Here is a 22,666-nt window from a genome sequence, read left to right on the forward strand (position 1 = left end):
CAGACCATGCAAACCACACTCGCCGACTCTTTCCGCAACACCCCCGAGGGCGATCTCGCCGAAAGCATCCTACGCAGCTGCGTGCATTGCGGATTTTGCCTCGCCACCTGTCCCACCTATCAGGTGCTCGGCAACGAACTCGATTCGCCGCGCGGCCGCATTTACCTGATCAAACAGGTGTTCGAAGGCGCCACGCCCACCGTCAAGACCCAGCTTCACCTCGACCGCTGCCTCACCTGCCGCAACTGCGAAACCACCTGCCCGTCGGGGGTCGAATACGGCAAGCTGCTCGACCTCGGGCGCGCGCAGGTCGAGCAGGCGGTCGGGCGCGGCGCACGCGAAACCGCCACCCGCGCCGTGCTCAAGACCGGCCTGCTGTCGCCCACGCTGTTCAACAGCGCGCTCAAACTCGGCCAGAACGTGCGCGGCGCGATGCCGGGCTTTGTGCGCAGCAAGATCCCCGCGCCCGACGCAGCCGGCGTGTGGCCCGCGCCGCGCCATGCACGCAAAATGCTGGTGCTCGCCGGCTGCGTGCAGCCCGGGCTCAAACCCAACATCAACGCCGCCGCCGCGCGCGTGCTCGACCGCATCGGCATTTCATTGATCGCGGCCGACAAGGCCGGCTGCTGCGGCGCCGTTGCGCACCATCTCAACGACCACGACGGCGGCCTGAACGCCATGCGCCGCAACATCGACGCCTGGCTGCCGCACCTCGACGCCGGCGTCGAAGCCATCGTGATGACCGCGTCCGGCTGCGGCGTGATGGTGAAGGATTACGGCTGGCAACTGCGCGACGACCCGGCGTATGCGGAAAAAGCTGCCCGCATCTCGGCTGCAACGCGGGACATTTCCGAAGTGCTATTCGCAGAACGCGAAGCGCTCGAACCGCTGACCGCTACCCGCTCACCGCTCGCCAGGAGAATCGCCTACCACCCGCCCTGCACCCTGCAACACGGGCAAAAACTCAGCGGCGGCGTCGAAGCGCTGCTGACCGAGGCCGGATTCGAGCTCACCGCGGTGGCGGAAAAAAATCTCTGCTGCGGCTCGGCCGGCACCTATTCGATTCTGCAACCCGAGATCGCCGGCCAGCTCAAAACCCGCAAGCTTGGCCATCTCGAAGCCGGCGCGCCGGAGATGATCGTTACCGCCAACATCGGCTGCCTCACCCACCTGCAATCGGGTACGTCCACCCCGGTGCGGCATTGGGTGGAATTGCTCGACGAGGCGCTGGGCGCGCCCGCGCCTTAAGTCTTGTGTAAATCCTGCGGCTGGTTGAAATTGGCGAAGCAGGCGGCATCGAACATCACCGTGGTCGAATCCAGTGCGGCCTGCCAGTGCCGCACGGCGCGTTCGCCGCGTGCGAGGAATGCGGCCAGGTTGTCGCGCTGTTCGGTGCGCACGATAAAACAGCTGTGATGGATGCGGGTGGTGTCTGCCGCAACGGCCAGCGGCACCTTGTGTTGCTGCGCTGCGTGGAGCAGTTGCGCGGCGAGGTCGGGAGGAAGGTGCGGGGTGTCGCAGGGCGTGACCAGCAGCCAGTCGGCCCTCACCGCTTCCAGCGCGGCCAGCACGCCGGCGAGCGGGCCGGGAAAATCGGGCAGGGTGTCGGGCAGCACGCGATGGCCGTAGGCGGCGTAGCGTTCGAGGTTGCGGTTGGCGCTGATGACGAGCGGATCGGCTTGCGGGGACAGCGTGTCGAGCGCCCATTCGATCAGTGGGCGGCCCCGGTATTCGATCAGGCCTTTGTCCACGCCGCCCATGCGCCGTCCGAGGCCGCCGGCCAGAATGACGGCGGCGACTCGCGGTTGCTCAGCGTCGGGCATACAGATAAAAGCGCTCGGAGCGGTCGCCGGGGCGGGCGCCGTCCCAATACCGGACCCAGCCGGGCGGCGCTTCGGGCACCGCGCCGCGTTGCCGCGTTTCCATCAGCAGCCAGTTGCAGCTGGCGTCGTCGGGCGAGAAGTGGCGGCCGCTGTGATAAGCCAGCAGCAGGCGTTGCTGGTTGCGCACGCGATAGGTCTGGATGCATTCGCCGGGCGGCACCTGCGCCACCAGCTGCTGACTGACGCTGACGTAGCTGAGACGGCGGTCGAGCGGCGCCTGGAACAGGCTCATCAGCAGCACCCAGACGAAGGTCATGCTGGCCGTCCACACCAGCATCGGGCGCAGCGGCGAGCGTTGCAGGCGCGCCAGAATGCCGATCCACAGCGCGGTGACGACCACGCCCAGCACCAGCGTCCACGGCCGCAGTTCGCCGACGTGCAGCAGACCGAATCGCGTGAGCCGCGCCGCCAGCCGCGCCGGGGTGCCGAGATCGTGCGCGCTCCAGTACACCCACAGCAGCAGCGCGATGAAGCCGAACAGCATGACGCTGAACCACAGCAGCGCGTAGGCTGCGCCGCGCCGCAGGCTGAACAGGCCGCTGGCGCCGAGCAGCGCCAGCGGCAGCAGCAGGATGAGTCCTTGCTCCTCGCCGGGGTGGAAGTCGAAGGCGTACAGCACGAGCAGGCCGAGCAGCGCGCCGGTGGGCAGCACGATGCCCGGGGTGCGCCACTGGCGACGGCCGCGATACAGCGCCCACAGCGCCAGCGGCCAGGCGGGCCAGGCATACCAGCCGAGAATGCCGGGGTAGTAGGTGAACTGCCGCGCGCTGCCGTCGAACCAGCGCTGCAGGTTGAAGGCGCGCACGAAGGGAATCGACTGCGTGGCAAGGTAGGCCAGCCACAGCGCGCTGGCGGCCAGCGCAATCAGCGTGCCCCAGATCAGCGTGCGCCACGCCGCCGGCGTGCGGTAATCCACCAGCAGCAACGGCAGCAGCCAGGCCAGCAGCAGGAACAGGGCCGCTTCGGCGGCGCCGCCTGCGAGCAGCATCAGCACCGCGCCGACGCCCAGCGCCCAGGCGCCGCGCCGGGCGTGCGGCATCCGCGCGATGCCGTACAGCATCAGCGCGGCGGCGGCGAATTGCGCGGTGGCGGCGTTGAGTTCGTGGCCGCGTACCAGCAGGCCAATGCAGCCGAGCAGGGTGAGCGCGGCGGCCCAGCCGGTTTCCGCGCCGTACAGCACGCGTGCGCTGCGTGCGGTGAAGAACAGCGCCAGCGCGACGAACACGCCGGAAGCCAGCCGCGCGCCGTCGGCCAGCGGCAGAAAGGCGGCCGTCAGCCAGGCGGTGGCGCTGGCGACCCAGTAGTAAAGCGGCGGCGTGGCGGCCACCGTCTGCGGCGCAATGCCGTTTTCCAGCAATAGCCACAGGTGCATGAAATGTTCGCCGTCGCCGCCTTTCCAGGGCGAGTGCCCGATCAGGCCGGGCAGCAGCCAGGCGGCGCAGAGCAGCAGCAGGCCGAGCTGCGGAAGGGAGAAAGTCGGTTTACTGAACAATTTTGAGGCGCTGGCCGGGCTTGGGTTCGCCCGCCGGATAGAGGTCGTTGAGCAGGCGCAGCTGGGCTTCGGCCTGCTGCTTCAACGGCGAGGTCTTGGCCAGACTGGCCAGGGTCGTTCCCGCCTTGGTCGTCACCAGCTTCAGCACGTAAGGCTGGGCGCCGCGCCGCTCGGCCGGCGTGATCGCGTGGAAACTGTTGATGGCACCGCGCAGCGTGGCGCGCTCGCGGTCGTAGGCCGGCTTGTTCGCCGCCATGCCGGCGATCAGGTATTGCGTGCCGTTGAACACGACCGAGGCCACCACCACCGGCTTGCCCTGTTGCGTGCCCGCGGCAAACGCCGCCGGATAGCCGCTGAGCTGGCCGCTGTCGAAGCGCGCGCCGGCATCCAGCTTGAGGCCGCTTTGCAGGGTGGACAGCGGCTGGTCGTTTTTCGGGCCCTGCTGCAGTTCGACCAGCGCATCGCCCTTCGGGTTTTTCGCCAGCACGCGATCGGCCTGGTTGCTCACCCGCCAGCCCGGTGGAAACTGGATCGCGAAGCCGAGCTTGTCGTGCAGCAGCTGGTTGTCGCGGATGATGCCCTGGGCCGGGCTGTCGCCGAGCACCAGGCCGTCGATTTTCTGCAGATAGTCGGCGCGGCCGTCGCGCGGGTTGGCCACGCTGTATTGATTCGCCTCGCCCACCACCTGCTTCAGGCGCGCGTCATTGCTCGGATGGGAGTCGAAGGTGCCGTGATAGGTGCTGCGCGGCTCGCGGCCTTCGCGCCGGGCCTGTTCGGCGGCAAACAGCTCCTGATTCTTCAGTACGCCGATGACCGCGATCATCGCCTGCGGATCGTAGCCAGATTTGGCCAGATACTGTGCGCCGAGGCGGTCGGATTCCAGTTCGTGATCGCGGCCGTAGCCCGCCGTCCACGCCTGCGCCACCGACTGCATCATGCCGGTAGCCGCCTGGCTGTCCAGGCCCGGCACCAGAATCGAGCCGAGCACCACACCCAGCCCGGCGGCGGTCGAGGCACTCTGCTGGCGCACGCCGTGACGCGCGGTGACGTGGCCGATTTCGTGCCCCAGCACCCCGGCCAGTTCGGCCTCGGAATTGAGGTAGGCCATCAGCCCGCGCGTGATGTAGATGTAGCCGCCGGGCAAGGCAAAGGCGTTGACGTCGGGGCTGTCGACCACGGTGAAGCGCCATTGCAGATCGGGGCGGTGACTTTGCTTGGCCAGCTTCTGGCCGATGCCATTCACGTAGGCCTGCAGGGCCGGATTGTCGAGCGCCGCGTATTCGCGCAGCACATCCTCGTGCGCTTGCGCGCCCATCTGGATTTCCTGCTGCTCGGATATCAGCACGAAGTCCTTGCCGCCCGAAACCGGATTGCTCGCGCAGTGCGTGAGCGACAGCGCGCCCAGAACGATTACGGCGAGTCGGCGAAAGGGAGGGGAAGTCACGGTTGCGGTTTTCCTGGATGGCAGCCTGCGCATGATACCGCTCCAGGCGCATCGGCTTCCAGCGGGTAGCCCAATCAATCCGGCTTGAGCAGGGCTTCGAACTGTTCAATGGGGGCCGGCCTGCCGAACAGATAGCCTTGGTAGTTGAGGCAGCCGCTTTCCAGCAGCAGCTGCCGCTGTTCTTCTGTTTCGACGCCTTCGGCGATCACCTTCAGGCCCAGGCTTGCGGCCATGGCAATGGTTGCGCGCACGACGGCGATATCGCTGGCGTCGACGCATATGTCGCGGACGAATGACTGATCGATCTTGATCTGATCGAGCGGCAGACGTTTGAGATATTGCAGGGATGAATAGCCGGTGCCGAAATCGTCGAGCGAAAACCGGACGCCAAGCTGATTCAAGGCGTTCATGGTGGCAATGGTGTCTTCAATGTTTTCCTGCAACAGGCTTTCGGTCAGTTCCAGCTTGAACAGGCTGGGATTGATGTCATGCAGCCTCACCGCAGCCTGTACCTGTTGCACGAAATCCGTCTGGCGAAATTGCCGGGCGCTCACGTTGACCGCCAGCGTCAACGCGTGGGCGAGGGGATTCTGCTGCCATGCCTTGAGTTGGGCGCAGGCTGTCTGCAGCACCCACTGACCGATAGGCAGGATCAGGCCGGTGTCCTCGGCCAGCGGAATGAATTGAACCGGGGAAACCAGTCCGCGTTCAGGATGGGTCCAGCGGATCAGCGCCTCTGCACCCAGAGGGTGGCAGGCATCGTCAACCTGGATCTGGTAGTACAGCTGGAATTGCCCGAACTCGAGCGCATTCTGCAATTCGTTTTCCAGTGCGACGCGCGTAGAGATGTTGTCCTGCATCTGCCGGTCGAAGAATCGCAGGGTGTTGCGGCCGGCCTTCTTGGCCTGATACATGGCGATGTCGGCTTGCTTCATCAGCTCCTCAGTCGCTTGCGGGTGAGCGCCAAACAAGGTGACGCCGATGCTGGCGGTGCAACGATAGGTGTGCTGATCGAGTGAATAAGGCTGGCTCAGGGCGGCGAGTATGGCCTCACCGATGGCTTCCGTCTGGGCAGCGGCCTCGATGGGCTGTTCGCTCAGGTCGACCAGCATGACCACGAATTCGTCGCCTCCCAGACGGGCCACGGTATCACCCTCGCGTATGCGGGATTGCAGGCGCTGGGTGGCCTGTTTCAGCAGCAGGTCCCCGAAATCATGCCCCAGCGTATCGTTGAGGTTCTTGAAGTTGTCCAGATCGATGAACAGCAGGGCGCTCTGCCGGTTGTTGTGCGTACTGGAAAGCAAGGCCTGTTTGAGCCGATCCAGCAAGAGTTGCCGGTTGGGCAATTGGGTGAGGTGGTCGTAGAACGCCAGGTGCTCGATGATTTCCTCTGCCGCCTTGCGCTCGGTGATATCGATGTGCGACCAGACATAATGCGTGACGATTCCGTCGTCGTTTTTAACGGCCGAAATACTGAGCCATTTTGGATAGATCGTGCCGTTTTTGCGCCGGTCCCAGGCTTCACCCTGCCATGCCCCGGTGCGGCGGATGGTTTCCCACATGTCGCGGTAGAAGGCCTCGTTGTGGCGACCCGACTCGAGCAGGTGCGGGGTTTGCCCGACGATATCTTCGGTCGTATAGCCGGTGCAGTCGGTAAACGCCTGGTTGACGCGCAGAATCACGCGCTCCGCATTGGTGATCATCAGGCTTTCCTGCGACTCGAACGCGGTCGCGGCGATGCGAAAACTGGCTTCAGCCTGTTTGCGTTCGGTAATGTCGATGGAAATGCCGCACAGGGCGTAAATGCTGCCATCTTCAGCGTGCAGTGGCAGTTTGGTGGACAGATAGACAGCGGTTTGGCCGGTTAGCGCCACCGTGTTGGTTTCCTCTGCCTTCAAGGTCTCGCCGTACTGCAGTACGCGACTGTCGTTTTGGCGGATTTGCGCCGCTGTCCCGGCGTCGAAAAACTTCTCGTCGCCAGCGCCAACAATGTCTTCCATTCCGACCCGCCAGAGCTGGCGTACCGCCTTGTTCGCAAAGACATACTGGCCGTGGGTGTCCTTGAGATAGATATACGCTTCGACATTGTCGAGAATGGTGCGGAGTTTTGCTTCGCTCTTTTCAAGCGCTTCCTTGCCGGCCTGCAGATGGCGGGTCTTTTCGATCACCTGACGGCGGAGATAGACGCTGATCAGGAGCGCAGCCAACAGCAGGGCAGCCAAAGCGCCCAGGCTTTTGAGCAGCCAGGGCGGAACGATGGTTTTTGCCGGGTGCCCCGTCCACTTTTCCAGGATATTGAAATAAGGCGAATCCTGTTGCGCAAGCCAGCGTTGTAAATGACGGTCGACCGCAAGCAGCAGGCCGGCGTTTTTTCCGCGCGCGGTGCCGAAAAAAAGCTGTGCGGGCTGGAACATGATCGGAGATGCGGCCAGCTTGTAGCGCGGCGCATTAAAGTCGCCGAAGAAACGATTGGCAACGACTGCGTCGAATTCCCCGGCAGACACTTTCCCGAATCCCTCCTCCAGCGATTTGACGGGTATCAGTTGGGCGTTCACGCCAAAACCGGCCAGCAACTCGCGCAGATATTCCTCCTGGATGGAGCCTTCCAGAACGGCAACACGCTTCCCTTCGAGCTCAAGCGTGGTTTCGACGGGCGTTTCGTTGCGGCGATAGATCGTCGACCAGCTGTACAGGACTGGGATCTTGTGGAAGTCGAATTCTTCGGCGCGCTGCGTGCTGTAGGCGAGATCGGGTAGTAGATCGATGCGCCCGTCCTGCAGGGCGTTCAGGCAGTCTTGCCAGTCGCATTGCACGGGTTTCAGCGTCCAGTCTTCCTGCCGGGCGATTTCCGTGAGCAATTCGCCCAGAATGCCTGCTACCTGACCATGCTGATCAAGAAATATCTTAGGCGCGTTGGCATACACGCCCACCCGCACTTCACGCGCTTCTGCGTAGGACGGCGTACTCCAGATGGAAGCGAGGAGCACGAGCACGCCCAGCCACCCATACATCAGGGCTGGCACCGCGCCAGGGCTTGACGCCTCGCCAGCCCGGCCGATATCAATACTTGCTTTCGCCATTCGTCAGAGCCTGTTCAAAAGGAGCATTCCCGCCTGTTCAGGCATGGCGTCCGTGCGTTGGGCATTGGATCATCATTGCCGGGCATTTCCCCAGAACAATAATCGATGCCCGGCCATCTCCCGTACCGGCAGCCCGGATTTCGGGCAAACTGCCAGCGCTTTCGCTTCGGGAATCGTGAAAGCGCACGCTCATGGCTATCGGTCTGCGGGAGGTTTTCGTTGCACGAATCAGTTGGGCTACGCCGTGAGTATGGGTGCGCCATTGAAAATGGGCTGCGCCGTGATTTGATGAGCGGCGGCTTGAGGGTCCATGGCTGACGATTGAGCCCGCAACGCAAAAAGCGGCCGAAGCCGCTTTTCATTCCCCCTGGCGCGGCCGAAGCCGCTTTTCTTGGGTGCCAGCGCGGCCGAAGCCGCGTCTTCACTGCGTTCGCCGCGATTGCGCGAACGATTTACTTCATGCCATAACGCTGGCGGAATTTCTCGATGCGACCAGCGGTGTCGACGATCTTCTGCTTGCCGGTATAGAACGGATGGCAGGCGGCGCAGACTTCGACGTGCAGTTGTTCTTTGCCCAGCGTGGAGCGGGTTACAAAAGTGTTGCCACACGAGCAGGTGATAGCGACTTCTTTGTAATTGGGATGAATGCCGGATTTCATGGCAATTCCTTAATAGGTTGAATTCGGAGAACGCGAGAGTATAGCGAAACACCCGGACCGAATCAAGCCACACCGCAAACCCTGAATCCAGGGGGTGTGCCACCCCGCAAGCCGCACAGATCGCGGGTTAAGATTGCCCAGCCCATTTTCTTCCGATCAGGAGCTTTCCGTGATGACCGAGCAACCCTCTTCCGACGCGCTGGTGCTGTTCGGCGCCACCGGCGACTTGTCCCGCCGCAAGATATTCCCGGCGTTGTACGACATGTTGCGGCACGGCCGCACGCTGCCGCCGATTTTTTGCGTGGCGCATTCGCCGGGCTGGGGGATCGAGGAGCTGCGTGCCCATGCGCACGCGGGCATCACGCAGTTCGGCGGCAACGGCATGGACGAATCGGTGTTCCGCAATCTGGTGAGCCTGCTGACCTATATCAATGGCGATTACGAAGACCCGGCTACTTTTGCCGAGCTGCGCCGCGCGCTGGAAGGCCGCCAGCGCCCGCTGCATTATTTTGCGATTCCGCCGTCGATGTTCCCCGTGGTGGTGCGCGGCCTAGCCGAGGCCGGATGTACCCAGGATGCGCGTGTGGTCGTCGAGAAGCCCTTCGGCCGCGACCTGGAAACCGCGCGTGCGCTCAACGCCACGCTGCATGAAGCGCTGCCGGAATCGAATATTTTTCGCATCGACCACTACCTTGGCAAGGAAGCGGTGCAGAACATCATTTATTTCCGCTTCGCCAATTCCTTTCTCGAACCGATCTGGAACCGCAACCATATCCGCCAGGTTCAGATCACCATGGCGGAGGATTTCGGGGTGGCGGGGCGCGGTCGCTTTTATGACTCGGTCGGTGCCATCCGCGACGTGTTGCAAAACCATTTGCTGCAGATACTGGCGCTGCTCGCGATGGAGCCGCCGCTCGGTACCAGCGCCGAGGCCATCCGCGACGAGCAGGCCAAGTTGCTGAAGGCCATCCGTCCGCTCGCCCCCGGCGACATCGTGCGCGGCCAATACGAGGGCTACGCGAAGGAGGAAGGCGTGGCGCACGGCTCGGATACCGAAACCTTTGTCGCCGCGCGCTTTTTCGTCGACAGCTGGCGCTGGGCCGGGGTGCCGTTCATCATCCGCACCGGCAAAGGCATGCCGGTGACCACCACCGAAATCCGCGCCGAATTCCAGTTGCCGCCGCAGCGGGTGTTTTCGCTGTCGGAAGCCGGGCCGTTGGCAACCAATTACCTGCGCATGCGGGTGTCGCCTACCGTGTCCATCGCGCTGGGCGCGCGCACCAAGAACGCCGGGGACCGCATGGTGGGAAGGCCGGTGGAGTTGTACGTGTGCAATAACCACCCGGACGAGATGAGCGCCTACGAGCGTCTGCTCGGCGATGCGCTGGATGGCGAGGCCATGCTGTTCGCGCGGCAGGATGCGGTGGAAGCGGCCTGGCGGATCGTCGAGCCGGTTCTGTCGCATCGCGATCCGGCCTGCGCCTACGAAATGGGGACCTGGGGGCCGCCCGAGGCCGACCTGCTGCTGGCGGGTGGGCGCTGGCATAACCCGCGGCCGCCGCAGAGCTAATTTAAAGCCAGGCGTTGATCAGGCCAGACTTACCCCGAGCCAGGCGCCGATGAACCAGGTTGCCAGCCCCGCTGCACCGCCGATGGCCAGCATGCGCACGCCACTCAGCACGGCATGGCGGCCGGTGAACAGGCTCATGCTGGCGCCGACGGCGAACAGGCCCAGCCCGGTCAGGCTGATGGAGGCGACCAGCGCATGGTCATGGCCAAACAGGAAGGGTAGCAGTGGCAGCGCCGCACCCGCGGTGAAGGCGCTGAACGAGGAGAGGGCGGCCACCCACGGCGATCCAAGATCATCCGGATTCAGGCCGAGCTCTTCGCGCGCCAGCGTGTCGAGCGCGCGTTCGGGGTCTTCCATCAATTTGTCGGCGACGCGCCGTGCCTCGTCCGGGTGGATGCCCTTGGCGGCGTAGATCAGGGCCAGCTCGGCGGCTTCCTCGTCCGGATATTTTTCCAGCTCGTCGCGCTCCAGCCCGATCTGGTATTCGAACATTTCACGCTGCGAGCGTACCGACACATATTCGCCCGCCGCCATCGAAAACGCGCCCGCCAGCAGGCCGGCCACGCCGGTCAGCACAATGATCGACGGTTCGGGCGAGGCACCCGCCACACCAAAAATCAACGCGGCATTCGAGACCAGGCCGTCATTGACGCCGAACACGCCGGCGCGCAGGGCGTTGCCGCTCGCGCCGCTGCGGTGGCGTTTGCCGATGTCGTCGCGATGCGTCGGCGTGGGGTGGGGCGGGGCCTGCGTATACAGCACCATGCCACGTACCTTCATGGCGGCCAGCACGCTGCGCATGACGCGCGGCTTGAACACACGCGTCAGGCCGGCGACGACACGGGTGCGCAGGTCGGGCTGAAAGGGCGCGGGGGCCGGGTCGCCGCGTTGTGCGATGGCGGTGAGCCAGATCTCGGCCTGATCGTCGGCCGCCTGCGCCAGTTCGTCGAACAGTGCAGCGCGCGGCGTGCCGCGTTCGCATTCGGCCACCACCCGATAGAGCCAGGCCGACCTTTTTTCTTCCCGCCAGGACTCGAACGGATCGCTCATGCGGCACCTCTGCGATATTGAATGGCTTCCGCCAGATGCGCCGGCGTGATGGTGGCGCTACCGGCCAAGTCGGCCACGCTGCGCGCCAGTTTGAGTACGCGGTGATAAGCGCGCGCCGACAGGTTCAGGTGCGTGATCGCCTGTTTGAGCAGGCTTGTGCCCGCCGTATCCAGCGGGCAATGCAGGTCGATTTCCTGGGTGCCGAGCGCGGCATTGGGCTTGCCCTGGCGCTGCATTTGCCGAGCGCGTGCCGCTTCGACCCGGGCGCGGATGACGGCGCTGGATTCGCCCACCTGAGCAGCCATCAATTCGCCTTCGGTCAACGCGGGCACGCTGATCTGGATATCGATGCGGTCGAGCAGGGGGCCGGAAATGCGCGCGCGGTAACGCGCGATCTGGTCGGGGGTGTCGCGGCAGGCCTGCGTCGGGTGGCCGAGATAACCGCAGGGGCAGGGATTCATCGCGGCGATGAGCTGGAAGCGCGCCGGAAAATCGGCCTGCCGGGCTGCGCGCGAAATCGTGATGTGACCGGTTTCCAGCGGTTCGCGCAGCACTTCCAGTACCTGTCGCGAGAACTCCGGCAATTCATCGAGAAACAGCACCCCGTGGTGCGCCAGCGAAATCTCGCCCGGGCGCGGGTTGCCGCCACCGCCAACCAGCGCCACTCCAGAGGCCGTGTGATGCGGCGCGCGGAACGGCCGCCGCCGCCACTGATCGAGACGGAAGCCACCGTTGAGCGATTGCACCGCGGCGGCTTCCAGTGCCTCGTTGTCGCCCATCGCCGGCAGGATGCCGGGGAAGCGTGCCGCGAGCATCGACTTGCCGGTGCCGGGCGGCCCCGACAGCAAGGCGGAATGGCCCCCAGCTGCCGCCACTTCGAGCGCGCGCTTGGTCGCGCTCTGGCCCTTGACGTCGGCAAAGTCGGGGTAATCGGGTGCTTCGGGCGCCTGCGCTGGATCCGGTAGGGAGAGTTCGCCTTGCCCTGCAAGCCAGGCGCATACCTCCAGCAGGCTGCCGGCTGCGCGTACGTCGATGCCGCTGGCGAGCGCCGCCTCCAGCGCCGAGTGCTGCGGCAGCACCAGGGTGCGTCCGGATACGCGGGTGGCGAGCGCCATCGCCAGCGCGCCGCGCACCGGGCGCAGTTCGCCGGTCAGCGCCAGTTCGCCGGCGAACTCGGCCTGGGCCAGCCGGGTGGACGGGATCTGTCCGGAGGCCGCCAGAATCGCCAGCGCGATCGGTAGATCGAAGCGCCCGGATTCCTTGGGCAGGTCGGCCGGGGCGAGGTTGACCGTGATGCGCCGCGCAGGGAACTCGAAGCGCGCATTCTGGATCGCGGCACGCACGCGGTCGCGCGCTTCCTTGACCTCGGTTTCCGGCAGACCGACCAGGGTGAACGCGGGCAGGCCATTGGCCAGATGCGCCTCGACCACCACTTCGGGCGCATCCATGCCGGTAAGCGCCCGGCTCTTGACGACGGCGACCGCCACTATGCGGTGCGCTGCTTTTCCAGTTCGGCCAGCCGCGCTTCCAGTGCCTCAAGCTGGGCCCGCGTGCGCGCCAGCACTTCGGTCTGCACGTCAAATTCCTCGCGGCTCACCATATCCAGCTTGCCCAGCATGGCGGTGACACCGGCCTTGAGATTGTGTTCGATGTCCTTGGCCGGCGACTGCTTGAGGATTTCGCCCAGTTTGTCGGTCAGTTCGTTGAGAAAAGCAGGGGTCGCAGGTTTCATGTCGGGCTCCATTTCGGTGAATCGCAGTGTAGCAACAGCCGTGGGATGCCGTATCGCACGAAAAACGTGCACATCCGTTTTTTGGCGCACCCTGGTGGTGCGTGCGAGTGGCCTCGCTGTGTGAGCTGTATTTCAAGCAATTGAAAACATTGGATTAATGGTTTGGCACGCCTTGTGCTATTAACCGCTTGCAATATTGCACTCTTCTTACTTCGGAGAATTTCAGCATGAAAAAAATCGTTTCTGCACTGGCATTGCTTGGCATGGTTGGCGCACCTGGCGTCGTGATGGCTGAAGAAACCAGTCCGCATACCCTGACCGCCAACGTCGGGTTGTACAGCAACTATATTTTCCGCGGCATTTCGCAAACCGGCAGCGACATCGCTCTGCAAGGCGGTTTTGATTACGCGCACAGCAGCGGTTTCTACCTCGGCACCTGGGGCTCCAACGTGGGCTGGATCGAAGACTACCAGGGCTACGACTCCGGCAATGTGGAAGTCGACGTCTACGGCGGTTTCCGCAGCAGCATCGGTGATAGCGGATTTACCTACGATCTGGGTCTGATCCAGTACATGTACCCGGGCAAGAAAGGCGCAGCTGTCGACGCCGACACCACTGAAATGTATGCCGCGATGGGCTGGAAGTGGTTCACCGTCAAATATTCCTACTACCTCAGCAATGAAGTGTTCGGCTTTGCCACTGCCGATGGCTCCGACTATTTGGACATTTCTGCCAGCCTGCCGATCGGCGAAACCGGCCTGACCGCTGGCGCGCACTGGGGCACGTTCAGCTTCGACAACAACAGCGCGCAGGATTACGACGACTGGAAAATCAGCTTGGCATACGACCTCGGCAAGTTGGGTAAGTTGTCGTCCGGCATGACCATCGGCCTGATGTACACCGACACCAATGCCGACGAGACCAAGTGGACCGACGTCAACGGCGAATACCTGGGTGACGGCACCGCCACTGTCTGGATTTCCAAAGCTTTCTAATGGCTTGACCTGGAGGGGCGGAGCAGGTGTCCGCCCCTCATCCCCTCTTTCCTTAATTTGGGAGACAACATGAAATTCGTAACGGCCATTATCAAGCCGTTCAAGCTGGACGAAGTGCGCGAGGCCTTGTCGGCCATCGGCGTTACCGGCTTGACGGTCACCGAAGTAAAAGGGTTTGGGCGCCAGAAGGGCCATACCGAGCTGTATCGCGGCGCGGAATACGTGGTCGACTTTCTGCCCAAGGTCAAGGTTGAAGTCGCGATCAAGGCTGAGCTGCTGGAGCGCGTGATCGAGGCCATCGAAAAGGCAGCCAACACCGGCAAGATCGGCGACGGCAAGATCTTTGTCACCAGCCTGGAGCAGGTCGTGCGCATCCGCACGGGCGAATCCGGCCCCGATGCCTTGTGAGGAGGATGAACATGAAAAAGCTAATTGCTTCGTTGGGCCTGGCTCTGGCCCTGTTGTCTCCCGGCATGACGTTGGCGCAGGATGCTGCGGCGCCGGCACCTGCTGCGGTCGAAGAAGCCGTCGTCGAAACACCTGCGGTTGAAGCGGTTGTGGTGGAAGAAGCGGCTGCTCCGGCTGCCGAGGCCGCGCCTGCTGCTGAAGAAGCGGCTCCGGTTGCCGCGCCGACGCCCAACAAGGGCGACACCACCTGGATGCTGACGGCGACCGTGCTGGTCATCATGATGTCGATTCCCGGTCTCGCGCTGTTCTACGGCGGCCTGGTGCGCAGCAAGAACATGCTGTCGGTGCTGATGCAGGTGTTCGCCATTTTCGCGCTGATTTCGGTGCTGTGGGTGGTGTACGGCTATTCGCTGGCCTTCACTCCAGGCAACGCCTTCTTTGGCGGCTTTGATCGCGTGCTGCTCAACGGCATCTTCGATCCGACCACCAACGGTGTGGCCAATGCTGCGACCTTCAGCAAGGGCGTCTACATTCCCGAGTTCGCGTTCGTCGCCTTCCAGGCTACCTTCGCTGCCATCACGGTTGCGCTGATCGTCGGCGCTTTCGCTGAGCGCATGAAGTTCTCGGCTGTGCTGCTGTTCTCCACCCTGTGGTTCACCTTCGCCTACATTCCGATGGCGCACATGGTGTGGTTCTGGCCGGGCCCGGATGCGATCACCGATCAGGCAGCCTATGACGCAGCAATGGCCTCTTCCGGCTACCTGTTCGCCAAAGGCGCGCTCGACTTCGCAGGCGGCACCGTGGTGCACATCAATGCGGCAATCGCCGGCCTGGTCGGTGCGTTTGTGATCGGCAAGCGCGTGGGCTACGGCAAAGAGCCGATGACCCCGCACAGCCTGACCATGACCATGATCGGCGCTTCGCTGCTGTGGGTGGGCTGGTTTGGTTTCAACGCAGGTTCTGCGCTGGAAGCTGGCGGCACCGCAACCCTGGCGTTCGTCAATACTCTGGCTGCAACCGCTGCTGCAACGCTGACCTGGATGCTGGCCGAGTGGATGATCAAGGGCAAGCCTTCGATGCTGGGTGCAGTGTCCGGCGCGGTGGCAGGTCTGGTCGCCATCACCCCGGCTTGCGGCTGGGTGGGTGTGGGCGGTGCCCTCATCATCGGTGCACTGGCTGGCGTGATCTGCCTGTGGGGCGTCAATGGCCTGAAGAAACTGCTGGGTGCAGACGATGCGCTCGACGTGTTCGGCATCCATGGCATCGGCGGCATCCTCGGCGCACTGCTCACCGGCGTGTTCAACAGCTGGAGTCTGGGCGGCGCAGGCATCCCCGACTACATCAACAACACCTTCGTGACGACCGAGATCGGCACCCAGTTGTGGATCCAGGCGCAGGCGGTCGGTGTGGCCCTGCTCTGGTCCGGTGTGGTCGCCTTCATCTGTTACAAAGTGGTGGATCTGATCGTGGGTCTGCGCGTACCGGAAGAAAGCGAACGCGAAGGTCTGGATGTGACCCAGCATGGCGAACGTGCTTACAGCATGTAAACCTTAGATTTACTCCGTGAGAAGTTGGGGCGCTCTGCAGAGCGCCCCTTTTTTTGTCCGCAATATTCAGGTGCGGAGTCGCGCGAACGTCGTAACCTGACGGACGTTTGCCGCATTCGGGTTGCCCATTCATTTGCCTTCCGCAAGCTGTGGGCATCGGGCTGGGTTATTTCAGGGCAAGGCCGGATTGGACTGCACCATAATAGGGCGTTGTCAGGAGGTGTTGCGCCGGTCTTCTAATCCTGGTGGCGCCAGATCCTTTGTATCAAGGGGGTTACGGTTTTCTACGCTTTCTGGCATGAGGGTTGCTAGACAAGCTATAACGGGAAAAGCGGCGCTGGTCGCCTGCATGAACCGCGAATGCGCAGCTAGGGTTCCGGTCCCGCAAGGGATGCTGGTCCGAGAGCTGCCGGTTCCGCCGCAAGGCGGGGCTCCACGGAGGGATAAAAGCCCGGGAGATAGCGATCGCGCGACGCTTTCTCGGGATTTGTCCTCGACCTTCCTACTGGAGCCACACATGAAAATCGCGCGCCTCACCCGTACCCTCATCGCCGGCCTTGGCTTTGCCCTGCTGGCCCAACCTCTGACGGCACAAGCCGAAGTCAAGATCGGCGTGTCCGACTGGCCGGGCTGGGTCGCCTGGTATGTCGCCGAGCAAAAAGGCTATTTCAAGAAGCACGGCGCCGACGTCAAGCTGGTGTGGTTCGCCAATTACACCGATTCGATCAGTGCATTGTCCGCCGGCCAGGTCGATGGCAACTCGCAGACCTGGAGCGACACCATGGCGCCGCTGGCCAAAGGCATCGCGCTGAAGACCATCTTGGTCAACGATAACTCCGCCGGCAACGATGCGCTGATGGTCGGCCCCAAAATCAAGTCGTTCAAGGATCTCAAGGGCAAGAAAATCGCGCTGGAAGAGTACAGCGTGTCGCACTTCCTGCTCACCATGGCGTTGAACAAGAACGGCATGACGCTGAAGGACGTGAATGTGGTGAACCTTACCGCCGGTGACGCTGCGGCCGCCTTCATGGCCGGTCGTGTCGATGCCGCTGTGGTGTGGAACCCCTGGGTCAACACCATCCAGAGCAGCGGCAAGGGCAAGCCGCTGTTTACCTCCAAGGATGTTCCCGGCCTGGTGCCCGACCTGCTGGTGGTGCAGGAAAAATCGCTGAAGGCCAAGCGCAAGGACTTCGTCGGCATGATCAAGGCCTGGTACGACGTCGAGGCTTTCCTGCGCAGCAACCCCGACGAGGCCGCCAAGATCATGTCCAAGGTGGTCGGCCTGGGCGCCAAGGAGTATGCCGTCTTCCTGCCCGGTACCAAGTTCTTCGATCAGAAAGCCAACCTGCAGGCCTTTGGTCCGGCAACCGACAAAACTTCGCTGATGGGCGTAGCACCGACCATTTCCAAGTTCCTGCTCGACAACAAGTTGATGGAAGGCAAGGTCGATTTCGCCAAGGGCCTGGATGCTTCGCTGGTCAAGGAAGTGGCTGGCGTCAAGTAAGCAACCAGGAGACATGACGATGCCATCCAGACCAGGCATGTGGGCGATCCGCGGGCCGCTGTCCAGGAACCAGTACTGGCTGTTCGCCGCGCTCGGCCTGCTGGCGCCGCTGGCCCTGTGGTGGCTGGTGTCCAGCTCGGCCTTGGTGGACAAGGTGTTCCTGCCCGGCCCGGTCGACGTGTTCAACCGGCTGGTCACCTGGTACATGGACGACGACCTGACATCCGACATCGGGATCAGCGTCTATCGGGTCACGGCGGGCTTTGCCTTGTCGGCCATCATCGCGCTGCCATTGGGCCTGATGATCGGCACCTTCCGTCCGGTGCAGGCGATGCTGGAGCCGCTCACCGACTTCATCCGCTACATGCCGGCGGTGGCCTTCATTCCGCTGGTGATGCTGTGGGTGGGGATCGAGGAGTCGTCGAAGATTTCCATCATCTTCATCGGCACCTTCTTCCAGATGGTGCTGATGATGGCCGAGGATGTGCGTCGCGTTCCGCTGGCGCAGATCGAGGCGGCGCAGACCATGGGTGCGACGCGCGGTGAGTCGGTCCGGCTGGTGATCTTCCAGTCGGCCAAACCGGCGCTGCTCGACACCCTGCGCGTCACCATGGGTTGGGCCTGGACTTACCTGGTGGTGGCCGAGCTGGTCGCCGCCAACTCCGGCCTCGGCTATTCGATTCTCAAGGCGCAGCGCTTCCTGCAAACCGACAAGATCTTCGTCGGCATCCTGCTGATCGGCCTGATTGGCCTGGTCATGGATCAGCTGTTCCGTCTCGCCCATCGCAAGGCCTTTCCCTGGCTCCACCTGAGATCGTGAGCATGCCCAAGATTTCCATCCAGCACGTCGGCAAGGTGTTCGGCGAAGGCAGCCATCGCGTCGAGGCCTTGAAAGACGTCAGCCTCGACATCGCCGACAACGAGTTTGTCACTTTCGTCGGCGCCTCCGGCTGCGGCAAGTCGACCCTGCTGCGCATCATCGGCGGGCTCGAGTACCACACCTCCGGCGAGGTACTGGCCAACGGCCAGCCGGTGGCCGGTCCCGGTGCCGACCGCGCCATGGTGTTCCAGCACTACAGCCTCTATCCCTGGCTCAAGGTGATGGAGAACATCAAGTTCAGCCGCCGCCTCAAGCACGGCCGCGAGGACATCACTTCGGCCGAGGTCGAGGCGGCGTCCGGTCGCGCCGATGCGCTATTGAGCCTGATGGGCCTCAACGCCGCCGCCAATGCCTATCCCAACCAGCTGTCCGGCGGCATGCAGCAGCGCGTCGCCATCGCCCGCGCGCTGATGGGGCGCCCGGAGATCCTGCTGATGGACGAACCGTTCGGCGCGCTCGATGCACAGACGCGCGAGGTCATGCACGACCTCATCCTGCACGTACACAAGCTGGAAAAACCGACGCTCGCCTTCGTCACCCACGATGTCGAGGAGGCGATTTATTTGGCTGACCGCGTGGTGCTGATGGCGCCGCGCCCCGGCCGCATCGACACCATCTACGAGGTGCCGCTGCCGGCCGAGCGCGAGCAGGACATGAAGCACACGCCGGAATTCCTGCGCCTGAAGAAGGAAATCCTCGCCCGCATCCGCGAGACCTCGGGCATGAAGACCGACCAGGGCATGCTCGACCAGCTCAATATGGAAGCCGCATCATGAGCGCGCCGGTCCTGTGGCAGAACCTCACCTGGGAAGATGTCGCCGCGCTACGCGACAACGGTATCCGGATGGCGATCCTGCCGGTGGGTGCGACCGAGCAGCACGGCCCGCACTTGCCGCTCGGGGTCGACACGCTGTCCGCCGAAGCGGTCGCGCACGGCGCCTCCGCGCTGACCGGCATTCCGGTGTTGCCGAGTCTGGCCTATGGCTGCTCGCTCGGGCACTCGCCCAAGTGGCCCGGCACGATTTCGCTGCGGCCGGAGACGCTGTCGAAACTGGTGCTGGAAATCGCCGAGTGGCTCAACACGGCCGGATTCGACCGCCTGCTGCTACTCAACGGCCACGTCACCAACTGGGCGCCGCTGCGCTGCGGGCTGGAGAACATCCGCCACACCTATCCCAATATGCGCGTCGCGCTGCGCTCGATCTGGGACATCTCGGACGAGGCGCACCGTCGCTATCACGAGGACGCCGCCAACTTCCACGCCAACTGCGCCGAAACCTCGCTGATGCTGGCGCTGCATCCGGAACTGGTGCGCATGGACAAGGTGGTCGACGAGCCCGACCGTTCGACCGGCTGCTTCTTTGCGTATCGAGTGAATGACGAGAGCGTGCACGGCACCGTCGGCACACCGAGCCAGGCCGAGGCGACCGCCGGCAAGAATCTGCTCGACCTCTGCGTCAGCGAACTCGCGCAACAACTCACCCAGGCGCTGACCGAGGCTACACCGCTCGAACGCGCCGGCATCACCCCACCCCCGTTTTAAGGAGTTGTCGCATGACCATGCATTCCCCATCCGAAACCCTGGCCGTCGAAACGCAGGCCGTCAAGGCGCAACTTAAAAGCGCCGGTGTGAAATACGCGCTCGCCAGCTTTGCCGACCTGCATGGCATGTCCAAGGGCAAGGTGGTGCCGATCAGCCATTTCGAACAGATGGTCGGCGGTTCCGAGCTTTACACCGGCGCTGCGCTCGACGGCGTGCCGCAGGAGGTCAACGACGAGGAAGTGGCGGCGCATCCCGACCTCGCTTCCGCCGCGATCCTGCCGTGGAACCCGGAGGTGGTGTGGTACGCCAGCGACCTCTATCTGAAAGGCCAGCCCTTCGAGGCCTGCTCGCGCGGCATCCTGAAGAAGCAGCTTGCGGCCGCCGCCGACCTCGGCCTGCGCTTCAACCTCGGCATCGAGACCGAGTTCTTCATCCTCAAGCAGAACGCAGACGGCAGCATCGTCCCGACCAGCGCAGACGACACCCTCGCCAAGCCCTGCTACGACGTGCGCGGCTTCCTCGACAACTACAGCCTGCTCGACGAAATCGTGCAGGCGATGGACGGCCTCGGCTGGGACGTCTACTCCTTCGACCACGAGGACGCCAACGGCCAGTTCGAGACCGACTTCCAGTACGCCGACGGCCTCACCATGGCCGATCGCTTCACCTTCTTCCGCCTGATGCTGGGCGAGATGGCGAAGAAGCGCGGCTACTTCGCCACCTTCATGGCCAAGCCCTTTGCCGACCGCACCGGCAGCGGCGCCCACTTCAACATGTCGATGGCGAGCCTGGAAACCGGCGAGAACCTGTTCGATTCCGACGCCGATGCCAACGGGCTCAAGCTGTCGAAGCTCGGCTACCAGTTCGTCGCCGGCGTGCTCAAGCACGCGCACGCGATCTCCGCGGTGATCGCGCCGACAGTCAACAGCTACAAGCGGCTGGTGCGGCGCGGCAACATGTCGGGCTTTACCTGGGCGCCGATCCACGTCTCCTTCGGCAGCAACAACCGCACCAACATGCTGCGCGTGCCGTTGGCCGGCGGCCGTGTCGAATGCCGTGCGGTCGACATGTCGTGCAACCCGTATCTGGCCGCTGCGCTGATGCTGGCCGCCGGCCTCGAAGGCATCCGCGAAGGCCTCGACCCCGGCAAGCCGCACGGCGAGAACATGTACCAGCACACCGAGGAAGAGCTGAACGCGATGGGCGTGACTCATCTTCCGCGCTCGCTGGAAGAGGCGATCGACGCCTTCGAAGCCGACCCGCTGACGAAGCAGGTGTTTGGCCCGCTGATGGCCGATGCCTTCGTCAAGTACAAGCGCGACGAGTGGGAGGCGTACCACACCCACGTCTCGCAGTGGGAACTCGACCGTTACCTGAAGTTTTTCTGAGCAAGTAATCGTATGGCACAGAACCTCAACCCCATTCCCCCGGAGCTGTTCCTGTGGGAAGAAGCGCTGCCCGGTGGCTGCCACTGGTCGGGGGTGATCAAGCGCGGCAACGCGCTACGGCTCACCGACCTCACCGGCCGCGCCAACGTCGCGGCGCTGTTCTACAACGCCGAGGAAAAGCTCGAGCGCTACAACATGCCCGACACGCTGAAGGCGCAGCACACCGCGCACCTGACTACGGGCCACGCGCTCTATTCCGACATGGGCCACGTGCTGTGCTCGGTGATCAATGACAGCTGCGGCTGGCACGACACCGTGTGCGGCACCAGCAACGCCGAGATGGTGAAGGCGAAGTACGGCGAGGCTACCTACCAGACCCACCGCAACGCCATGCACCGCAACGGCCGCGACGGGCTGCTGGTCGAGCTCGGCAAGTGGGGGCTGGGCAAGCGCGACGTGGTGCCGAACGCCAACTTCTTCAGCAAAGTCGCGGCCGACGAAGCGGGGAAACTGCACTTCGACGAAGCGAACTCGCGTCCTGGCGCCTATGTCGATCTCAGATTCGAGATGAACGTGCTGGTGGTGCTGTCCGCTGCGCCGCATCCGCTCGACCCGCGTCCCGACTATGTACCGGGCGACGTTATGCTGACTGCATGGAAGGCGGGTGCGCCGGGCGCGGACGACGTCTGCCGTAACAGCTGCGCGGAAAACCAGCGCGGCTTCTACCAAACCGAAATCCTGTTCCGCTGAGGTGACATCGTGACTAGTTTTAACCTCGTCGAAAGCCCTTTCGATCCAAAGAATGCAGTTGTCGACGCTGTCGTCGACGCCGGCGACCCGTGGATCCACGAAATCAAGAAGGGCCAGGTCTTCCGCATCCTCGACCTCGAAGGCAACCAGGCGGTCGACACGCTATTTTTTAATGCGCGCGACCCCGAGGAGCGCTACAGCGCCGCCGACACCGTGCGTGCGCAGGGCGCGCTCTACCTCACCGCCGGCACCCAGCTGATGTCCACCGAAGGTCGGGTCATGCTCACCATCACCGCCGACACCTGCGGCCGCCACGACACCCTGGGCGGCGCCTGCTCGTGCGAAAGCAACACCGTCAGATATGCACTGAACAAACGGCCGATGCACTCGTGCCGCGACAGCTTCCTGCACGCGCTGGCGCACTATGACGGCGGGCTGACCAAGCGCGACATCACCAGCAACATCAACTTCTTCATGAACGTGCCGGTGACGCCGCTGGGTGGCCTGACCTTCGCCGACGGCGTGTCGGCGCCCGGCAAGTACGTCGAGATGCGTGCCGAGATGGACGTGCTGTGCCTGATCTCCAATTGCCCGCAGTTGAACAACCCGTGCAATGCCTACAACCCGACGCCGGTGCGGGTGCTGATCTGGGATGCACAGTGATGTCGTCATTCCGGCGAATACCCAGAGGGCACAAGAGCCGGAATCCAGTTGTATGCACTGGACCCCGGCTTTCGCCGG

At 63.6% G+C, this 22,666-nt stretch carries 20 protein-coding genes and 1 riboswitch; of the genes, 12 read left to right on the forward strand and 8 right to left on the reverse strand.

Annotation, left to right across the window (positions count from 1 at the left end; all coding sequences use genetic code 11):
• Positions 1–6 precede the first annotated feature (6 nt).
• The gene (gene glcF, locus IV098_RS01490) at positions 7–1,248 is read left to right on the forward strand and encodes a glycolate oxidase subunit GlcF (RefSeq protein WP_296885733.1); all 1,242 of its coding nucleotides are present in this window, start codon (positions 7–9) and stop codon (positions 1,246–1,248) included.
• Here the strand turns inward: glcF and mobA are convergent.
• From mobA to rpmE, 5 genes are all read right to left on the reverse strand, one after another.
• Positions 1,245–1,823, reverse strand: coding sequence for a molybdenum cofactor guanylyltransferase MobA (gene mobA, locus IV098_RS01495; RefSeq protein WP_296885735.1), 579 nt, complete (start codon positions 1,821–1,823; stop codon positions 1,245–1,247). The genes glcF and mobA overlap by 4 nt on opposite strands.
• Positions 1,810–3,375: a hypothetical protein gene (locus IV098_RS01500; protein WP_296885737.1), complete on the reverse strand. Its 1,566-nt coding sequence runs from the start codon at positions 3,373–3,375 to the stop codon at positions 1,810–1,812. Before IV098_RS01500 ends, mobA begins: the two co-directional genes overlap by 14 nt.
• A complete protein-coding gene (locus IV098_RS01505) occupies positions 3,365–4,819 on the reverse strand; it encodes a M48 family metalloprotease (protein ID WP_296885739.1) in 1,455 nt (484 codons plus the stop codon). Before IV098_RS01505 ends, IV098_RS01500 begins: the two co-directional genes overlap by 11 nt.
• A gap of 74 nt (positions 4,820–4,893) precedes the next feature.
• Positions 4,894–7,899, reverse strand: coding sequence for an EAL domain-containing protein (locus IV098_RS01510; RefSeq protein ID WP_296885741.1), 3,006 nt, complete (start codon positions 7,897–7,899; stop codon positions 4,894–4,896).
• A 452-nt stretch (positions 7,900–8,351) separates the two neighbouring features.
• Positions 8,352–8,558 carry a 50S ribosomal protein L31 gene (rpmE, locus tag IV098_RS01515; RefSeq protein WP_296885743.1) on the reverse strand — a complete coding sequence of 69 codons (207 nt, stop codon included), beginning with the start codon at positions 8,556–8,558 and terminating at the stop codon, positions 8,352–8,354.
• A gap of 172 nt (positions 8,559–8,730) precedes the next feature.
• On the opposite strand from rpmE, the gene zwf reads away from it, so the two are divergent.
• Positions 8,731–10,128, forward strand: coding sequence for a glucose-6-phosphate dehydrogenase (gene zwf / locus IV098_RS01520; RefSeq protein ID WP_296885745.1), 1,398 nt, complete (start codon positions 8,731–8,733; stop codon positions 10,126–10,128).
• Positions 10,129–10,146: 18 nt separating this feature from the next.
• Here the strand turns inward: zwf and IV098_RS01525 are convergent, their stop codons facing one another.
• From IV098_RS01525 to IV098_RS01535, 3 genes are read right to left on the reverse strand one after another with little or no spacing between them, the layout of a single operon-like run.
• The gene (locus tag IV098_RS01525; protein WP_296885747.1) at positions 10,147–11,178 is read right to left on the reverse strand and encodes a VIT1/CCC1 transporter family protein; all 1,032 of its coding nucleotides are present in this window, start codon (positions 11,176–11,178) and stop codon (positions 10,147–10,149) included.
• Positions 11,175–12,665 carry a YifB family Mg chelatase-like AAA ATPase gene (locus IV098_RS01530; protein ID WP_296885749.1) on the reverse strand — a complete coding sequence of 497 codons (1,491 nt, stop codon included), beginning with the start codon at positions 12,663–12,665 and terminating at the stop codon, positions 11,175–11,177. Before IV098_RS01530 ends, IV098_RS01525 begins: the two co-directional genes overlap by 4 nt.
• Complete coding sequence (locus IV098_RS01535) at positions 12,665–12,910, reverse strand: accessory factor UbiK family protein (protein ID WP_296885751.1); 246 nt, start codon at positions 12,908–12,910, stop codon at positions 12,665–12,667. The genes IV098_RS01530 and IV098_RS01535 overlap by 1 nt, the downstream gene beginning before the upstream one ends.
• A gap of 227 nt (positions 12,911–13,137) precedes the next feature.
• On the opposite strand from IV098_RS01535, the gene IV098_RS01540 reads away from it, so the two are divergent.
• The 10 genes from IV098_RS01540 to IV098_RS01585 all read left to right on the forward strand — a co-directional run bounded on the left by IV098_RS01540 (position 13,138) and on the right by IV098_RS01585 (position 22,588).
• A complete protein-coding gene (locus IV098_RS01540; RefSeq protein WP_296885752.1) occupies positions 13,138–13,905 on the forward strand; it encodes a TorF family putative porin in 768 nt (255 codons plus the stop codon).
• Positions 13,906–13,974: 69 nt separating this feature from the next.
• Positions 13,975–14,313: a P-II family nitrogen regulator gene (gene glnK, locus IV098_RS01545; RefSeq protein ID WP_296885754.1), complete on the forward strand. Its 339-nt coding sequence runs from the start codon at positions 13,975–13,977 to the stop codon at positions 14,311–14,313.
• Positions 14,314–14,324: 11 nt separating this feature from the next.
• Positions 14,325–15,860 (forward strand): ammonium transporter, encoded by a 1,536-nt coding sequence (locus IV098_RS01550; RefSeq protein WP_296885756.1) that lies wholly within the window; start codon positions 14,325–14,327, stop codon positions 15,858–15,860.
• A 357-nt stretch (positions 15,861–16,217) separates the two neighbouring features.
• A riboswitch (guanidine-I (ykkC/yxkD leader) is annotated at positions 16,218–16,320 on the forward strand.
• A 57-nt stretch (positions 16,321–16,377) separates the two neighbouring features.
• Complete coding sequence (locus IV098_RS01555; protein WP_296885758.1) at positions 16,378–17,364, forward strand: ABC transporter substrate-binding protein; 987 nt, start codon at positions 16,378–16,380, stop codon at positions 17,362–17,364.
• A gap of 13 nt (positions 17,365–17,377) precedes the next feature.
• Positions 17,378–18,184, forward strand: a complete 807-nt coding sequence (locus IV098_RS01560) for an ABC transporter permease (RefSeq protein WP_296885760.1) — start codon at positions 17,378–17,380, stop codon at positions 18,182–18,184.
• A 2-nt stretch (positions 18,185–18,186) separates the two neighbouring features.
• Positions 18,187–19,020, forward strand: a complete 834-nt coding sequence (locus IV098_RS01565) for an ABC transporter ATP-binding protein (protein ID WP_296885762.1) — start codon at positions 18,187–18,189, stop codon at positions 19,018–19,020.
• Complete coding sequence (locus tag IV098_RS01570) at positions 19,017–19,787, forward strand: creatininase family protein (protein WP_296885764.1); 771 nt, start codon at positions 19,017–19,019, stop codon at positions 19,785–19,787. Before IV098_RS01565 ends, IV098_RS01570 begins: the two co-directional genes overlap by 4 nt.
• Before the next feature lie 11 nt (positions 19,788–19,798).
• Positions 19,799–21,175 (forward strand): type III glutamate--ammonia ligase, encoded by a 1,377-nt coding sequence (glnT, locus tag IV098_RS01575; protein WP_367114163.1) that lies wholly within the window; start codon positions 19,799–19,801, stop codon positions 21,173–21,175.
• A gap of 12 nt (positions 21,176–21,187) precedes the next feature.
• Positions 21,188–21,925, forward strand: coding sequence for an urea amidolyase associated protein UAAP1 (locus IV098_RS01580; RefSeq protein ID WP_296885765.1), 738 nt, complete (start codon positions 21,188–21,190; stop codon positions 21,923–21,925).
• A gap of 9 nt (positions 21,926–21,934) precedes the next feature.
• Positions 21,935–22,588, forward strand: coding sequence for an urea amidolyase associated protein UAAP2 (locus tag IV098_RS01585; RefSeq protein ID WP_296885767.1), 654 nt, complete (start codon positions 21,935–21,937; stop codon positions 22,586–22,588).
• Positions 22,589–22,666: the final 78 nt, after the last annotated feature.

The organism is Thiobacillus sp., from assembly GCF_018780105.1.
Taxonomy (GTDB): domain Bacteria; phylum Pseudomonadota; class Gammaproteobacteria; order Burkholderiales; family Thiobacillaceae; genus Thiobacillus.